The following is a 16,999-nucleotide window of genomic DNA, read 5'->3' as shown; positions in this document are numbered from 1 at the left end:
TAAACAGTGTATTAGCACGCAGCTAATACACTGTAAAAAAGGAGATTATGCTTTATTGCGGCGCAAACAAATAACAGCAATAGCAGTAAAGGCTAAAATAAAGCAGTAGTAAGATGAGGTTGAAACATCCCACGGGCTAATTTTAAATGTAGCACCGAGTAATAATGCTTGTGCGCCATAAGGCAAAGACCCTTGGGTTACACAAGCAAAAATATCTAATAAACTGGCAGAACGTTTACCACTAATTTCGCCATCATCAGCCAGTTTTTTAGCAATAGGACCTGTCACAATAATAGACACGGTATTATTGGCAATACACATATTACTGGTGACAACTAATGCCGCGATCCCTAACTGATCGGCTACTTTACGGTGCCATTTGGCAATGACTTTAGTAATAGCTTGAATTTTTTGAGCGATATAGTCGAGGCCGCCATTAATACGAATAAACTCAGAGAGGCCACCAATAAACATAGACAGTAAAAATATTTCCTGCATTTCACTAAAGCCTTTGTAAATATCTTTTACAAAGCTTGCACCTTCATAGCTGCCGGTAAAGCCCATTAATGCGGCAAACACAATACCGCTTAACAGCACGACAAACACATTAAAGCCCATTACCGCCAGGACTAAAATAAAGGCATAAGGAAGTACTAATAAAATATCGTAGTCTTTGGTATCAACTACTTGTGCTGCAGGCGTTAAAAATAATAGCAATGCAATAGTGAGTATGGCGGCCGGAACAGCAATTTTAAGGTTTTCTTTAAACTTATCTTGCATTTCACAGCCTTGCGTACGCGTAGCAGCAATTGTGGTGTCAGAAATTATTGATAAGTTATCACCAAACATAGCACCAGATACAATGGTACCGGCCATTAAAGCAGGATCAATTCCTGTTTTAATAGATACTGCATAGGCAATTGGGCCAATAGCACCAATCGTTCCCATTGATGTGCCCATAGCAGTAGAAATAACCGCCGCTATTAAAAACAAACCAGGTAGTAGTAACGAAGGGGGAATAAGTGAAAGTCCGGCATTAACAACGGCATCTACACCGCCGGTAGCACCAGCAACCGCCGAAAAAGCACCCGCTAGTAAGTAAATAAGACACATGGTAATAATATTGTTATTACCTACGCCCTTTATAAAGGTTTCTACGCTTTGGTTGATGCTGGTTTTATTTAAAATAAAGGCTAAAACAATCGCGGGTAAAATAGCGACTGGTGCTGGGAGTTGATAAAACGCGTAATCAACCCCTTGAGATTGTAAATATAAGCCTGAGCCTAAAAAAATAGCAACAAAGGTGAGTAGGGGAAGCAAAGAAAATCTTGCTTTATTTTTATCAAATAATGGCTGCATCATAATCCTCGTTAATTATTCATAGCAATCGAAGTCGATTGATATATTAAACAGCCAAAGCATCCCTCTTTTAGCTGAATTTAGTTGTTTGTTTTACTATCTAACCAGATAAGTAACCCAACAGCGCCCGCAAGCCAAAGACCAAATCGGCGCAAAAAAAGAAGTTTAAATGTATAGATGGCTAAATGCAAAGACTATCTGTTATTATTATGAGGGTCTGTTGATCTTTCAAGGTTAAATTTGCAGCAGTCTGTTTGGTATTTAGGCAAGGCAGAGCCTATGTGGTGTGGTATTCCCCATAAATAGGCGATAACGCAGCATCAATGCCAAACAGGCGCTGCCCGAAGGGTTCTGCCTAGGAGCGATTTACTCTTTGTTGCCTACATGGATGTAGGTAAGGGGCGTGAGCAGGACGCGGAAGCTTTGCTCGGTTTTTACTTAGCCCACTAGGTTACAAACCTCGCGCCACGATTAAACCGCTCCTAGTTTAAACAAATTTTAATCCGCAAAGGTCAACAGACCCTAAAATAATCGAAGCTTTTTTATAAGCTTTCCTGACTATTACATGAGTTTTAGATAAAATCTAGCTAACTAAAAAATACATAGGTTGTAAAAAGATGAATCGAGTAGGTGTGTTTGGTGCGAATGGCCGTATGGGACAGGCACTTGTAGAAGCAGCAACAATCAATAAAAATTCACAATTAGCGGCGGCCTATGTGCGCAGTCAGTCACCGTTATTAGACCTGCCCGTTAATCAGCTTAATAGCGCAGCGGCAAAAGAGATTAAGTTTAGCAGTGAACAGCAGGTTGAAAATGTAGATGTGCTTATAGACTTTACCCTTCCACAAGGCATGAGAAATCACTTAAAAACAGCTGTTGAGAAAAAAACACCTATGGTAATTGGCACCACTGGCTTAACTCATGATGATATGGCTCTATTAACAGATGCCGCTAAACATATCCCGATCGTATTTGCGCGTAATTATAGCGTGGGCGTAAATTTACTGCTTAACTTAGTGCAAACGGCAGCGACAAAACTAGGCGATGATTTAGATATAGAAATTTTTGAAGCACATCATCGTCATAAAATTGATGCGCCATCGGGCACTGCACTTGCCATTGGCGAGTCCATTGCTCAGGCAAAAGGGTGGGATCATGATGAGGTTGCCGTTTATGATCGCAACAATATAGAGCAGGCCAAATCACAAAATGAAATTGGTTATTCGGTGCTAAGAGGCGGTGATATAGTAGGTGAACACACGGCCTACTTCGCTACAATGGGCGAAAGACTTGAATTAACCCATAAAGCAAGTTCGCGAATGACCTTCGCGCTAGGTGCTATAAGAGCTGCGCAGTGGTTGAAAAATAAACCTGCAGGACTTTATGACATGCAAGATGTGCTAGATTTAAAGTAGTTAAGTTCCTTTTTTAACGCTTTGAGGTGGTTTTTTGCTATAACCACTTATTTATTGCAATTTACTAATTAGCGTTAGACCTAAAAGCCAACTTCATGTAGAATGCAGCCAATTTGCCAAAAATTACTAAATGCGTGTTTCCAATTATACTCATATGGTTAGCAAAACCGGGGTTTGTGTGGGAATGAAAAGAGTTTTAGGCAAGAAAAATGAATGAAGGTTTAGTGGTTTACATCGGCATCATTTAAGACTGCGTAAAACAATTTAAGCTCACAGAAATCAGGTTTTGACCAATTATCTGAGTATTGGCGGGGTGTTAAGCAATTTGCTTACTCCCGTTTTTTACTGTTAGGAGGTTTAACTTGACTAAATCCGCTCTGTTAGTCCTAGAAGACGGCACAGTGTTTCGCGGTACTGCAATCGGCGCTGACGGCATGTCAGTCGGTGAAGTAGTATTCAATACGTCTATGACTGGTTATCAAGAAATTTTGACTGATCCATCGTACGCGGAACAAATCGTAACTTTGACGTACCCACATATCGGTAATACGGGTACCAACAGCGAAGACGAAGAAGCGAGTCATATTTGGGCTAAAGGCCTAGTGATCCGTGATTTGCCACTGCTAGCGAGTAATTTTCGTAACGAGCAATCGTTAGATGATTACTTAAAAGAACGTAATATTTTAGGTATTGCGGACATCGACACCAGAAAACTAACCCGTATTTTGCGTGATAAAGGCGCACAAAATGGCTGTATCGTTGCCGGTGACGAACTAGACGAGAAAAAAGCGCTTGAAGCTGCGCAAGCCTTCCCAGGCTTAAAAGGCATGGATTTAGCAAAAGTTGTCTCAACCAAGGAAAATTTTGAGTGGCGCGAATCAAGCTGGACATTAGGCGAAGGGTTTAAAACCTTACACGCTGATGATGAAAAGTTTCATGTTGTTGCCTACGACTTCGGTGTTAAACGTAATATTTTACGTATGCTTGTAGATCGTGGTTGTAAACTAACGGTTGTACCCGCACAAACCTCTGCCGCTGACGTACTAGCCTTAAACCCTGATGGTATTTTCTTATCAAATGGCCCTGGCGATCCTGAGCCATGTACTTATGCCATTGATGCAATTAAAACCTTTTTAGAAACCGATACGCCAATTTTTGGTATTTGTTTAGGGCATCAACTATTAGCGCTTGCCTCAGGTGCTAAAACAGTAAAAATGAAGTTTGGCCACCATGGTGGTAACCACCCAGTTAAAGATCTTGAGCGCGATGTCGTAATGATCACCGCACAAAACCATGGTTTTGCTGCAGATGAAGCCACATTACCAGATAACCTACGTGCAACGCATAAATCGTTATTTGACGGCACATTGCAAGGTATTCACCGTACAGATAAACCAGCATTTAGCTTCCAAGGTCACCCTGAAGCGAGTCCTGGTCCGCACGATGCAGCCCCATTATTTGACCACTTCATCGATTTGATGCAAGCGCGTAACCACTAATTTAACCGGAGTAATAATGCCAAAACGTACCGACATAAAAAGCATTCTTATCTTAGGCGCAGGCCCAATTGTAATTGGTCAAGCTTGTGAATTTGACTACTCTGGTGCTCAAGCGTGTAAAGCACTAAGAGAAGAAGGCTATCGAGTTATATTAGTTAACTCAAACCCAGCAACTATCATGACTGACCCAGAAATGGCCGATGCAACATACATCGAACCAATTCACTGGGAAGTGGTAGAAAAAATCATTGAAAAAGAAAAGCCAGATGCTGTACTGCCTACAATGGGTGGCCAAACAGCATTAAACTGTGCGCTTGATTTAGACAAGCATGGTGTATTGGCTAAGCATGGCGTTGAGCTTATTGGCGCAACAGCCGATGCAATCGATAAAGCAGAAAACCGTGAGCGCTTTGATGTTGCTATGCGTAACATCGGCCTAGAATGTCCACGTGCTGAAATTGCCCATTCAATGGATGAAGCGCGCGATACCATGACCCGTATCGGCTTACCGTGTATTATTCGTCCTTCTTTCACAATGGGCGGCACCGGCGGCGGTGTGGCTTACAACATGGAAGAGTTTGAAGAAATCTGTGAGCGCGGTTTAGACCTTTCACCAACCAGCGAGTTATTAATAGATGAGTCGTTAATTGGTTGGAAAGAATACGAAATGGAAGTTGTTCGTGACAAAAAAGACAACTGTATTATCGTCTGTTCTATTGAAAACTTTGACCCAATGGGTGTGCACACAGGTGACTCAATCACTGTGGCTCCAGCACAAACATTAACCGACAAAGAATACCAAATCATGCGTAATGCCTCTATGGCCGTATTGCGTGAAATTGGTGTTGAAACCGGCGGTTCAAACGTACAATTTGGTGTAAACCCCGTTGATGGCCGTATGGTTATCATTGAAATGAACCCACGTGTATCACGTTCATCTGCATTGGCCTCTAAAGCAACCGGTTTCCCAATTGCTAAAATCGCCGCTAAGTTAGCGGTAGGCTACACGTTAGATGAGCTTCAAAACGATATCACTGGTGGTAAAACCCCAGCATCGTTTGAACCGTCAATCGATTACGTTGTAACAAAAATTCCTCGCTTTAATTTTGAAAAATTTGCCGGTGCAAACGACCGTTTAACGACGCAAATGAAATCAGTGGGCGAAGTAATGGCGATTGGTCGTAACCAACAAGAGTCATTACAAAAAGCATTACGTGGTTTAGAAGTAGGCGCAACAGGCTTTAACCCAATTGTGGCACTTGATGACCCTAAAGCAAAAGAAAAAATCATTCGTGAATTACGTGAGCCAGGTGCAGAGCGTATTTGGTACATTGCCGATGCAATGCGCCATGGTATGAGCGTTGAAGATGTATTTGAATTAACTAAGATTGACCCTTGGTACTTAGTACAAATTGAAGATATCTTAAAAGACGAAGCTAAAATTTCAGAAGTCGGTATGGCCGGCTTAAATGCAGACTTCTTGCGTAAACTTAAACGCAAAGGGTTTGCAGATCCGCGTATTGCAGAAATTGCCGGTGTGTCAGAAGCTGAAATCCGTAAAAAGCGTCATCAACTCAATATTGTGCCTGTGTACAAACGCGTTGATACGTGCGCTGCCGAATTTAGCTCAGATACAGCTTACATGTACTCATCTTACGATGAAGAATGTGAAGCGAACGCATCTGACCGTGATAAAATCATGGTGATTGGTGGCGGTCCTAACCGTATCGGCCAAGGTATTGAATTTGACTACTGTTGTGTTCATGCTGCGCTTGCGCTTCGTGAAGACGGTTACGAAACTATTATGGTTAACTGTAACCCTGAAACGGTATCTACCGATTACGATACGTCAGACCGTTTATACTTCGAACCAATTACCCTAGAAGACGTGCTTGAAATTGTACGTGTTGAAAAGCCAAAAGGCGTTATCGTACAGTACGGTGGTCAAACGCCACTTAAACTTGCGCGTGAGCTTGAAGCGAACGGCGTGCCAGTAATTGGTACTTCGCCAGATGCGATTGACCGTGCAGAAGACCGTGAACGCTTCCAACAACTTGTTGAGCGTTTGGATTTACTGCAGCCAGAAAATGCCACCGTAACCTCAACTGAAGAAGCTATTTTAAAATCAGTTGAAATTGGTTTCCCACTGGTAGTACGTCCTTCGTATGTATTAGGTGGTCGTGCGATGGAAATTGTATACGATGAGCAAGATTTACGTCGTTACATGACCGAGGCCGTATCTGCATCAAACGAAGCACCCGTGTTACTTGACCGTTTCTTAGATAACGCAATCGAAGTTGACGTTGATGCCATCTGTGATGGCGAGCAAGTCATCATCGGCGGCATCATGGAGCATATTGAACAAGCGGGTGTTCACTCTGGTGACTCAGCGTGTTCATTACCAGCTCACTCGCTAACGCAAGAAGTACAAGATGTAATGCGTAAGCAAGTAACTGATATGGCCCTTGAGCTTGGCGTAGTTGGTTTGATGAATACACAGTTTGCGGTTAAAGATGGCAAAGTGTATTTAATCGAAGTAAACCCACGTGCAGCACGTACAGTTCCATTTGTATCTAAAGCAACGGGTGTAGCACTTGCAAAAGTTGCGGCACGTTGTATGGCAGGTCAATCTTTAGCAAGCCAAGGCATTACTAAAGAAGTGATTCCACCTTACTACAGCGTAAAAGAAGTGGTATTGCCATTTGCTAAGTTCCAAGGTGTGGATCCTATCCGTGGCCCAGAAATGCGCTCTACGGGTGAAGTAATGGGTGTTGGTGATACTTTCGCCGAAGCGTTCGCAAAAGCACAATTAGGTGCAAGCAACACTTTACCACGTGGTGGTCGCGCGTTACTATCTGTACGTAATAGCGATAAGCCACGTATTGTAGAACTAGCTAAAACCATGACAGACCTTGGTTTTGAGCTAGATGCAACAGGTGGAACAGCTGCTGCACTTGAAGATGCTGGAATTACGGTTCGCCGTGTAAATAAAGTATATGAAGGTCGTCCGCACATTCTTGATAGAATCAAAAATGGCGAGTATAGCTATATCGTTAATACCACCGAAGGTCGCCAAGCGATTGAAGATTCGAAGGTGTTACGTCGTGGTGCATTGCAGCACAAAACCAATTATACTACGACATTGAATGCGGCATTTGCTAACTGTACTGCTAACCAAGCAGATGACCGCAGTAAAGTGACGTCTGTTCAAGAACTACACCTGCGATTGAACTAAGGAAATGTGCCAAGGCCGTAACCACGGCCTTGGGATTAAGTGAGAAAAGTATGCAATCAATTCCAATGACAGTTCGTGGCGCAAAATTATTGCGCGATGAACTTAACGAATTAAAAACTGTTACCCGTCCAAAAATTGTATCTGATATTGCTGATGCACGTGAACACGGTGACTTAAAAGAAAATGCTGAGTATCACGCTGCGCGTGAGCAACAGGGTTTTTGTGAAGGCCGTATTCAAGAAATTGAAGCAAAACTTTCAAACATGCAGATGATTGACGTAACAAAGATGCCTAATACAGGTAAAGTGATTTTTGGTACTACAGTAACCATCGTTAATGTTGAAACCGACGCTGAAGTTAAATATCAGATTGTTGGCGATGATGAAGCAGATATTAAAAGTAATTTAATCTCTGTCAATTCACCAATTGCTCGCGGCTTAATTGGTAAACAAGCGGATGACGCTGTGATTATCAAAACGCCAAAAGGTGATGTAGAGTACGAAATCATTGAGGTTGAGTATATTTAATTAGTTAACTCACTTTAACGTTTTATAAAAACCAGTGCTTAGCAATAAGCACTGGTTTTTTTATGCTTGGTTTTTATATTTGGTTTAGATACCGGTCAATTATTATTCATTGTTTGTAAATGTAGGCTATGTTGTTATGGTAGTAACCTATTCTTCAATAAGGAAATAATATGGCAAATATACTGTATCCAGCACCTTTAAAAGTGGGATCTAAAATCGCCGTGTGTTCTTTATCAGCGGGGATCAAATCAAAATATCACCCACGGTTAGACATCGTCATTAATGGCTTAAAACATCGAGGTTATGAGGTTGTTGAAGGGGAGTTTTTACGTCAAAACGAGCCGCGAACTCAACTTACTGCTAAGCAGCATGCCAAGCAATTAATGGACTTTTTATTAGATGATAAAATAGATGCGATTATGCCGCCAATGGGCGGAGAGCTGGCAATGGAAATATTGCCGTTACTTGATTTTGGCGCAATTAAAAATGCCAAACCTAAATGGTTGGTGGGTTATTCAGATGTCAGCACGATTGCTTGTGCACTGACAGCAAAATGTAATTGGGCAACACTGCATAGCGCCAATTTAATTCAGTTACACCCCGATGAAAAAGATCCGTATTGTTTACAAATTTTTGAAAGTCTAAGCTATGAGGCTAATAGTGAGTTTGAGCAAGCCCCCTCGACTTACCATCAACATAGCAAGCCTGATTATGCACAAAACCCAAACGTATTATTTGATCACAGCGCGCCAACCCAGTGGCAATGTTTAAATTACACTGATAAACGCAGTATCGAAATGTCAGGGCGATTGTTTGGTGGATGTCTTGATACGGTTGGGCTGTTGCTTGATTCGCCTTTTTTAGCACTGCATGAGTTTAAAAAGCATAATGCCTCGCAAGGTATTGTGCTTTATTTAGAAAGCGCAGAGCTCACGCCTGCCACGGTTGCACGGTTTTTATTGTCACTCAAATTAGCCGGTATGTTTGATGATATAAACGGGGTGATTATTGGCCGCCATGTAACCTTACAGGGGCAAGATCCGGGGTTTGATTATCGCCAAGGCTTAAATGCCGCTTTTGGCGGGTGTTTATTTCCGGTGATCATTGATGCCGATATTGGTCACATCCCTCCTAATTTAAATTTAATCAATGGAGCTTTATGCACTGTTACCGCAGATGTTGATCAAGGCAAAGTTATTAGTGCGTCTGTGGTCACAAAACTAGCCTAATAAAGTGAGCTGCTCACTAACAATTTAAAGTGAGCAGCTTTGACTTATAAAACCTGAATTACTTGTTCTTTGCTTAAACGTGACTTTGGTAAATTAGCATTGTAGTCTTCTTCTGCATCATGGTAACCCAGCGCAAGTGCCACATCACAGATGTAGCCGTCTAATTCGCTTGCAAACTCTTCACCAATCAGCTGTGCATCAACGCCTTCCATCGGCGTGGTATCAATCCCTAAGCGTGCTGCTGTATGCATAGTATTGCCTAAAGCAATGTAGGTTTGTGCTTTGGTCCACGCGGCATTATTACCTTGCTCATCGGTATTTAAATCAACAAACGCAAAAGCGCCAAAAGCTTGCTCGCGGTTTTCTTTTTGAGTTCGGCCATTCTTTATATCGGCATCAATTACGTGTCCGTAATCTTCACGAGTATATTGCGGATTATGAGCAAATAAAATAATGTGCGACGCCGCTTTAATGTGTGGCTGATTAAATTGAAACTTATTAGCAAAGGTAGTGTGCATACGCTCTTTTGCAGCGTCTGATTCAATCACTACAAATTTCCAAGGCTGCGAATTAATTGACGAAGGAGAAAGACGCATCGCGTCATACAATATCGCTAAATCGTCTTGAGAAATGCGCTTTGTCGCGTCGTAACGTTTAGCAGTATGGCGGCTTTCAAGGTCGCGAATAATAGGGTGAGTCATAGTCTCTCCATAATAAAAAAGGGCTAATAAACAGTGTTCACTGAGTGTATGAGCAGCATAATACAATTTGCTTTATTTAAAATAAACAGCATAATTATTGAATCATTATCAAATAAAAATAGATAATATGCAGATTGATGACTTAAAACTGATTTTAAAAGTAGCAGAGTGTCGAAGTATTACTTTAGCTGCTGCTAAGTTAGATATGCGCACAGCAACCGCCAGTGCGGCTATTAAGCGCGTAGAATCAGCCCTTGGCTGCGAATTATTTATTAGAACAACTCGCCATTTGCGTTTATCCAGTGCAGGGGAGCGGTACATACCCCAATGCGAACAAGCGCTGGCTGTACTTGAAACGGCAAGGCAAAACCTCAAAGGAGAACATGATGCTATTGAGGGAGAATTGCGGGTGGCTACTTCATCTGATTTAGGGCGCAACCTAGTGATCCCCTGGATTGATGACATTATGGATAGGTACCCAAGTGTGAGCTTGCGTACGCACATTAGCGATAGCAATATCGATTTTTTTCGTGATTCGGTTGATATTGCACTGCGTTATGGCTCCCCAAGTGATAGCAGTGTTTATGGATTTAAAATTTGCAACGTACCGCGACTACTCTGTACTACACCTACCTATTTAGCTAAATATGGTGAGCCAGAGCATCCTGACGATTTAGCGCAGCATCACGGATTATTTTATCAGCTGCAAGATATTATCAATAATGTATGGGAGTTTACCGATGGCCAAAAAAAATACAAAGTAAAAATGCAGGGCAGACGTGCCTCAAACGATGGCGATTTAGTCAGGCGTTGGTGTTTGGCAGGTAAAGGTTTAGCGGTTAAATCGGCGTTAGATATTGCTGATGACTTATTAAATAAACGCGTTGTTACTGTGATGCCTAACTATCAGCACACCCAAGGGGAGCTGTGGCTTATTTGCCCAAGCAGACAATCGATTACTCCCGCTGTACGACTACTACGCGATGTGTGCAGAGAAAAAACCGCTCACTTATTGAATCAGCTAGTAAAAGAGGGAATTGTTGATAAACGTGTAGTAATTAACGAGTAACAAATACACGCTTAGTAATGTTAACTTAAGTGGTTATTAAAAAACGCTAATGTACGCTGCCATGCAAGTTCGGCATTTTTTTCATCGTAGCGGCCAGTTGAATCGTTATGAAAACCATGATTCGCGCCTTCGTACATGTGCATAGTGTAATCAACATTGTTTGATTTTAAGCTCTGCTCATATTCAGGCCATGTGGCGTTAACGCGTTTATCAAGCTCAGCTAACTGAATCATTAATGGCGCTTTAATGTTTTTATGTAAGCTTTCACTTGCAGGTGTACCATAAAAGGGCACGCCCGCAGTCAATAAATTACTGTCTACGGCAGCTAAATAGTTAACAATATAGCCACCAAAACAAAAACCAACGGCACCTAATTTACCATTACTATTTGGATGCGCCTTCAAAAAATGCGCGGCGGCAACAAAATCATTTTGTATTTTAACGCGATCCATCGTGCGCTGCATGGCTCGACCTTCATCGTCGTTGCCTGGATAGCCACCCAGTGGGTATAACGCATCAGGTGCAAAAGCAATAAACCCGGCTTTAGCCAGTCGCCTTGCAACATCTTTTACATACGGATTTAAGCCGCGATTCTCGTGTACTACTAATACAACAGGTAGTTTGCCTTGTGTATTTGTTGGAACCACTAAATAGCCTTTGCCTGAACCATGGCCATCAGGCGAATCAAATACTTGGTAAGTGGCTTTTATGTCATCGTCGTTAAATGAGACTTGCTCGGCTTGTGCGTAATTAGGTAATAATGCACCTGTAAGCACCGTCATTGAAAAGCCCAATGCGGCTAAGCCACCAAGCTTTTTCATGAACGTGCGTCTATCAATTAAACCATGAGCGTATTCGTCATACCAATCAAATGCTTCTTGAGGAATGTGTTCAGACTGAGGGGAGGTCATAGTTGTGCCTTATTTATTATGATTATTAAATACCATAACGTAAAAGGCATAAAAAACGAGCAGTTTTCCTTTAATTATTGTAATTGTTATAAAACTACTCGTTAAGTAATAAAAGAATAGCCTCTCTTTGTTGCTTTGATATTAAAGCAACCATTTCAGGATGATTTAAACTTTTTACCTCGTTAATAGTTATATTTTTTTTATTAAGAGTGTATAAATCACTATATGGACTTACTTTGTCAGCGTTACTTGCAAAGATGTAAGTTTTTTTAGTGTAACTAGGTGCACTAAGTATATTGAATAGATTAAGCTTGTAAGACGGAACTCCACTTTCTTCAATTATTTTATTAGCCACTTCGTTCAAATAATCATCACCTAAAAACGTGCTATAAATAGGGTGGGTTAACCTAGCAATAGTATTTAATGCAGTTTTAAAATTAATCATAGGAGCAATAAGTATGTGTTTATTAATATTCAGCTTGCCTATTATGTGATTGCTCGCAACTGCACCCATTGAATAACTAACAAGAGATATATTTTCATATTTTTGCGTCTTTATATATTCACTCACAATATTTGCATTTACTAAACCAAAGTCAAATGGTTCATTTTGGTTAGGCGAAGGGGCAACAACAACGTCGGCTCCCGTAAAATGAGCAAGCCAGCGTGATTGCACTCCATAGATTGTATAATCAATACCATAACCTGGAAGTAAAATGATTAAATGATTTTTTTTAACAGGGTGTTTATTTGTATGATTTAAGGTTTCCTCAAACGTTTTAATTGTTGTGCCATTTTTTAATTTAAAATTGAGTGTAACCGTTGAAATTATTTTGCCTTTATAAAGTATTGTTGGTGAGGTGTATAAAAAGTTTACACACTGTTTTTTACTTATACAGTATTGGGTTTTCTGGCCCGTTACATTGCTATTCAATACCGATTTATCAAAAATTACTGGTCTAACAGGCTTCGTTATTTGTTTGGCAATAAAGTTCTGGCATCCACTCAAAAGAACTATAAAAGACAGGATTAGTGTTATAAAGCGCATTAAAACTCCTTTTTCTATATATACAATTTTTGTAAAAAGCTAAAACCTTAATTGCCTAATATTTAAGAACCCATAGAATCTGAGTCAAAGTGAATTTGAATAATGTGAACTTATATAGCTTTGTAAGTTTTATTCATAATTAGTCCCTGATAATCCTTCATCAAACCCGAGTAAAAATTCTAACCCTACAAATGCAAAAGAAATGGTTATTGCACTCAATAGCATTAAATTACGGTTGTTCTTTTTGTAACCCAGAGTAGTCAATACGGCAAAGACGATAAATAAGATAAGCTGAAATGTGCCCATGGTTAATCCTTTAAGAGCAAAATTTAGAGTTAAATTACCAGTAGGGAGACAAACTGGCAAATAGTTGAATGCTATTTTATAACTATAAATAAAAAGCTCGGCATAATAATACCGAGCTTTTTGGTTGGGATTTTACTTAATTTAGTGATTCGTCGTTGCTGGTTGGCCATCGACTAGGGCATCTTTACCGCGCCATTTGCGGATCAGGCGTTTTGCATCTTCAAGCGCAACATACTGACACGGTATAAGAATAAGCGTTATTACCGTGGCAAACAGCACACCAAAAGCGAGCGATACCGCCATAGGTATTACAATTTTTGCTTGTAAGCTGGTTTCCATAATAATCGGCATGACCCCAATAAAGGTGGTGATTGAAGTTAGTAATATGGCTCTAAAGCGACGTGCACCGGCTTGCATTACCGCTTGTTTTATTGCCACGCCTTCAGCACGCGCTTTGTTTACAAAATCTACCATCACGAGTGAGTCATTAACCACCACACCGGCTACCGCAATAATGCCAAACATCGATAAGCTGCTCATGGTCATACCTAGTACCATGTGGCCAAACATGGCGCCAACCACACCAAATGGAATGACCGACATAATAATTAATGGTTGCGAGTAAGATCGCAGAGGAATAGCCAATAATGCAAAAATTATGATCATCGATAGCGCAAAGTCACGTAATTGCTCATCAGCGCTATCCATTTCCTCTTGAATACGACCAGCCACATTACTTTGTACCCCTGGGTAGTTTTTAAGTAATGAAGGTAAGTACTCATCACGAATTTGTTGTGCAATGGCAAAGGGTTCTACTTGGTCAGTATTTACCGCAGCCCACACGTTTACTGTACGTTTTGAATTTTCACGGCGAATACGATTAACCCCATCAACTAATGAAATATTAGCAACTTCACTTAATGGTACTTCAGCGCCTGTGGGGGTGATAATACGTACGCTGTCGATATCGCTGATTGAGTTACGCTCATCTTCTGGGTAGCGGATCATCACTTTAATTTCTTCACCTTCGCGAAGAATACGTTGTGCTTCTAAACCGTAATAACTAAAGCTTACTTGTGAGGCCACATCGGCAAGGGTTAGCCCCATGCTGTAAGCAAGTGGTTTTAAATCTAGCTGTACTTCATCGGTAGCGCTTTGCATTGAGTCATTAACATCGCCTACGCCTTCCATACTTTGTAACTTGGTTTTAAGTTTACCAGCGACTTCTTTAAGTACTTGTGCATTTTTACCTTCGAGTTTAAAGCTTACATCGCCATCGTCTCGACCCCCGTTCATAATACTGTCTTGAATGGTTAGGGTTTTAACACCCGGTAAGTTAGGCATTTGCTCGCGCCATAAGGCACTCAGTGCAAAGGTATCAATAGGGCGCAGGTCGGGTTCAACTAAAATAGCCATAATGTTTGCTTGCGTTCGCCCACGTAAGCTAACTGATAAATCGCGGATCATCGGTTTACCGTATTGCTCTTTGAGCTGGCTATCAACGCTCAGTATTAGCTGCTCTACTTTTTTAGCTGTCTCAAGCGTTGCTTGCTCAGAAGACGCTAAGTTCATTTCTATATCAATGCGTGGAAAATCGTGCGGTATTTTAGGATTAGGCACAAATTTAACTAAACCACCGGCAAACATTCCCGCACTGACAATCAGTAAACACATAAAACCGACAATTACGGTATAGCGATAATGAATGCAGCGACCAACAAACGGGGTGTAGTAGTTATCAACAAAACTTTTTAGGCCGTTATCCATTACTTTACGTGCACGGTGAAGCGGGTTTTTTGGATTTGGTTTACGGTCTTTCATTGCCGCAATATGTGCCGGCAAAATAAGTTTTGATTCAATCAGTGAGAAAATTAAACATAAAATAATCACCCCACCAATGGCTTTAGAAAAAGCCGCACCAGGGCCTGTGGCAAGAGTTTGCGGTAAAAATGCCGCAATAGTGGTAAGTACGCCAAATGTGGCTGGCATTGCCACGCGTTTTACGCCGCGTACTACGTTATCGAGTGTATGGCCGTGTTTTTCTATTTCAGCACTAGCAGATTCGCCCACAACAATGGCGTCATCAACCACTATCCCAAGCACCAGTATAAAGGCAAATAACGAGGCTAAGTTAATTGTGACATCTAAAAAGCCAATTGGCATAAACAAAAAGGCACCTAAAAATGACACAGGTAAACCCATCATTACCCAAAAAGCTAAACGTAATGGTAAAAACAGCGCTAATACCAACATAACTAGTAAGCCACCCCAAATCATATTGTCGACCATCATATCGAGGCGACCTTCGAGGTAGTAAGTTAAATCAACAATAGGAGAGAGCTTAACACCTGCAGGCAGTTGCGATTCTTTTTCAGCCATATAGGTTTTAAGTACTTTAGCAACATCGGTAATATCTTGATCTTTAGAGGCGTTTACTTCAAACGACAATGAGTTTTTACCATTGTATTTTGAGTATTGCAGGCCTTCTTCAAAGCCATCATTTATGGTGGCAACGTCACCTAAATAAACTTGCGCGCCATCGGCAAGGGTGATCAGTGGTAGTTTTGCAAACTCGCTACCACGGTAGGCTTGTTTCTCAACGCGCATTGAAATATAGCCATTTTCAGAGCGAATTTGCCCAGCTGACATATTGGCAGAAAAGCTTTGCACTGCACTGGCAATATCTCTAAACGTTAATCCATAAGCACGCAGTTTGTCTGGGCTTACTTCAATACCAATTTCGTAATTAAGGCCACCATTAAAGTTAACTAAATTAATATTAGGCAGTGCCTGAAGCTCGTCTTTTATATCGTTTCCGAGCTCTTTAAGTTGGTAGTTACTCATGTCACCGTCGGAGTTTTTCAAGTTAGTTGTCGCCTCAAGTTAAATTTTATGCCGCCCGCATTTCTTCTTTTTTCTCAGGGTTTAAATTTACTTCATTTATCATTGACCAGTCTCGTGACTTCCCTGACCAACGGCTTGGGTTATTCAATTTAGCTGCGTCGTTTACCTGCTGACGCTTAGCTAATATTTCTTTATCTAAACCTGAATGACGTTGGTTTGGCGTCACAAATTTTATACCACTGTGTAGATGCTCATTATTGTACCAATCAACGAACCCACTTACCCATTCTCTTGCTGCGCTTATATCTTCAAATGGCTTTTCTGGGTATTCTGGGCGATACTTTAACGTTTTAAATAACGACTCAGAGTATGGATTGTCATTACTTACTGACGGTCGACTAAATGATGGCACAATCCCTAACTCCTGTAATGTTGCCAGTAATGTCGCGCCTTTCATTGGGCTGCCATTATCTGAGTGTAACGTAACTTGCTCGCGCTTTATTTGCTCTCGACTGCAAATATCCTTCATTAAATCCGCGGCTAATTCACTTAACTGTGTGTCGTAAACCTGCCAGCCAACAACCTTTCGACTAAAAATGTCCATCACTAAATATAAGTATAAAAATTGCCCTTTTACGCTCGTTGGTAAATAGGTGATATCCCAAGTGTAGACTTCATTTGCACGCACTGCTTTCAGTGCTCTTGGCTTTTTCATCGGCTTAGCTGGCTTTACTTTTTCTCTATGCGTTAATAAGTTATGTGCCTTCATGACACGATAAAACGAACTTTCAGACGCTATCCATATGCCCTTATCAAGCAGCTTAGGGACTATTTTACTGGCCGGTAAATGCCCATA

12 protein-coding genes and 1 pseudogene are annotated in these 16,999 nt (G+C 41.1%); 6 read left to right on the top strand and 7 right to left on the bottom strand.

Annotated elements, in window-relative coordinates; translation table 11 throughout:
* Window positions 1-45: 45 nt before the first annotated feature.
* Window positions 46-1,359 carry a Na+/H+ antiporter NhaC family protein gene (locus ND6B_RS08575; protein WP_033103609.1) on the bottom strand — a complete coding sequence of 438 codons (1,314 nt, stop codon included), beginning with the start codon at window positions 1,357-1,359 and terminating at the stop codon, window positions 46-48.
* Between the two features lie 617 nt (window positions 1,360-1,976).
* Between ND6B_RS08575 and dapB the strand changes: the two genes are divergently transcribed.
* From dapB to ND6B_RS08600, 5 genes are all read left to right on the top strand, one after another.
* Window positions 1,977-2,774, top strand: a complete 798-nt coding sequence (dapB, locus tag ND6B_RS08580) for a 4-hydroxy-tetrahydrodipicolinate reductase (RefSeq protein WP_033103608.1) — start codon at window positions 1,977-1,979, stop codon at window positions 2,772-2,774.
* Between the two features lie 362 nt (window positions 2,775-3,136).
* A complete protein-coding gene (carA, locus tag ND6B_RS08585; RefSeq protein ID WP_016900401.1) occupies window positions 3,137-4,273 on the top strand; it encodes a glutamine-hydrolyzing carbamoyl-phosphate synthase small subunit in 1,137 nt (378 codons plus the stop codon).
* 16 nt (window positions 4,274-4,289) lie between these two features.
* Complete coding sequence (gene carB, locus ND6B_RS08590) at window positions 4,290-7,508, top strand: carbamoyl-phosphate synthase large subunit (protein ID WP_016900400.1); 3,219 nt, start codon at window positions 4,290-4,292, stop codon at window positions 7,506-7,508.
* 50 nt (window positions 7,509-7,558) lie between these two features.
* Window positions 7,559-8,035, top strand: coding sequence for a transcription elongation factor GreA (gene greA / locus ND6B_RS08595; protein WP_010388635.1), 477 nt, complete (start codon window positions 7,559-7,561; stop codon window positions 8,033-8,035).
* A gap of 170 nt (window positions 8,036-8,205) precedes the next feature.
* Window positions 8,206-9,264, top strand: coding sequence for a S66 family peptidase (locus ND6B_RS08600; RefSeq protein ID WP_013465157.1), 1,059 nt, complete (start codon window positions 8,206-8,208; stop codon window positions 9,262-9,264).
* Window positions 9,265-9,308: 44 nt separating this feature from the next.
* Here ND6B_RS08600 and ND6B_RS08605 read toward each other — a convergent pair whose 3' ends face one another.
* On the bottom strand, window positions 9,309-9,965 hold the full coding sequence (locus tag ND6B_RS08605; RefSeq protein WP_033103607.1) for a nitroreductase family protein: 657 nt from the start codon (window positions 9,963-9,965) through the stop codon (window positions 9,309-9,311).
* Between the two features lie 127 nt (window positions 9,966-10,092).
* Between ND6B_RS08605 and ND6B_RS08610 the strand changes: the two genes are divergently transcribed.
* Window positions 10,093-11,034, top strand: coding sequence for a LysR family transcriptional regulator (locus ND6B_RS08610; RefSeq protein ID WP_033103630.1), 942 nt, complete (start codon window positions 10,093-10,095; stop codon window positions 11,032-11,034).
* A gap of 20 nt (window positions 11,035-11,054) precedes the next feature.
* Here ND6B_RS08610 and ND6B_RS08615 read toward each other — a convergent pair whose 3' ends face one another.
* The 5 genes and pseudogenes from ND6B_RS08615 to ND6B_RS08630 all read right to left on the bottom strand — a co-directional run.
* Window positions 11,055-11,945 carry a dienelactone hydrolase family protein gene (locus ND6B_RS08615; RefSeq protein WP_033103606.1) on the bottom strand — a complete coding sequence of 297 codons (891 nt, stop codon included), beginning with the start codon at window positions 11,943-11,945 and terminating at the stop codon, window positions 11,055-11,057.
* Between the two features lie 94 nt (window positions 11,946-12,039).
* Complete coding sequence (locus tag ND6B_RS08620; RefSeq protein WP_013465153.1) at window positions 12,040-12,993, bottom strand: hypothetical protein; 954 nt, start codon at window positions 12,991-12,993, stop codon at window positions 12,040-12,042.
* 129 nt (window positions 12,994-13,122) lie between these two features.
* A complete protein-coding gene (locus ND6B_RS20295; protein ID WP_200882083.1) occupies window positions 13,123-13,299 on the bottom strand; it encodes a hypothetical protein in 177 nt (58 codons plus the stop codon).
* Window positions 13,300-13,440: 141 nt separating this feature from the next.
* Window positions 13,441-16,155 (bottom strand): annotated as a pseudogene (locus ND6B_RS08625) (efflux RND transporter permease subunit); the annotation flags it as partial.
* 34 nt (window positions 16,156-16,189) lie between these two features.
* Window positions 16,190-16,999 (bottom strand): IS3 family transposase (locus ND6B_RS08630; RefSeq protein WP_033103605.1); only part of this gene is annotated, 810 nt, incomplete at its 5' end.

The organism is Pseudoalteromonas sp. ND6B, from assembly GCF_000764215.1.
In the GTDB taxonomy this organism is placed as follows: Bacteria; Pseudomonadota; Gammaproteobacteria; order Enterobacterales; family Alteromonadaceae; genus Pseudoalteromonas; species Pseudoalteromonas tetraodonis.
This window is presented reverse-complemented; position numbering and strand designations above follow the sequence as displayed.

Bases quoted from the DNA above. Each gene is read 5' to 3' on its own strand.
- ND6B_RS08575 (WP_033103609.1), bottom strand. From the start codon at position 1,359: ATGCAGCCATTATTTGATAAAAATAAAGCAAGATTTTCTTTGCTTCCC.
- dapB (WP_033103608.1), top strand. From the start codon at position 1,977: ATGAATCGAGTAGGTGTGTTTGGTGCGAATGGCCGTATGGGACAGGCA.
- carB (WP_016900400.1), top strand. From the start codon at position 4,290: ATGCCAAAACGTACCGACATAAAAAGCATTCTTATCTTAGGCGCAGGC.
- greA (WP_010388635.1), top strand. From the start codon at position 7,559: ATGCAATCAATTCCAATGACAGTTCGTGGCGCAAAATTATTGCGCGAT.
- ND6B_RS08600 (WP_013465157.1), top strand. From the start codon at position 8,206: ATGGCAAATATACTGTATCCAGCACCTTTAAAAGTGGGATCTAAAATC.
- ND6B_RS08605 (WP_033103607.1), bottom strand. From the start codon at position 9,965: ATGACTCACCCTATTATTCGCGACCTTGAAAGCCGCCATACTGCTAAA.
- ND6B_RS08610 (WP_033103630.1), top strand. From the start codon at position 10,093: ATGCAGATTGATGACTTAAAACTGATTTTAAAAGTAGCAGAGTGTCGA.
- ND6B_RS08615 (WP_033103606.1), bottom strand. From the start codon at position 11,945: ATGACCTCCCCTCAGTCTGAACACATTCCTCAAGAAGCATTTGATTGG.
- ND6B_RS08620 (WP_013465153.1), bottom strand. From the start codon at position 12,993: ATGCGCTTTATAACACTAATCCTGTCTTTTATAGTTCTTTTGAGTGGA.
- ND6B_RS20295 (WP_200882083.1), bottom strand. From the start codon at position 13,299: ATGGGCACATTTCAGCTTATCTTATTTATCGTCTTTGCCGTATTGACT.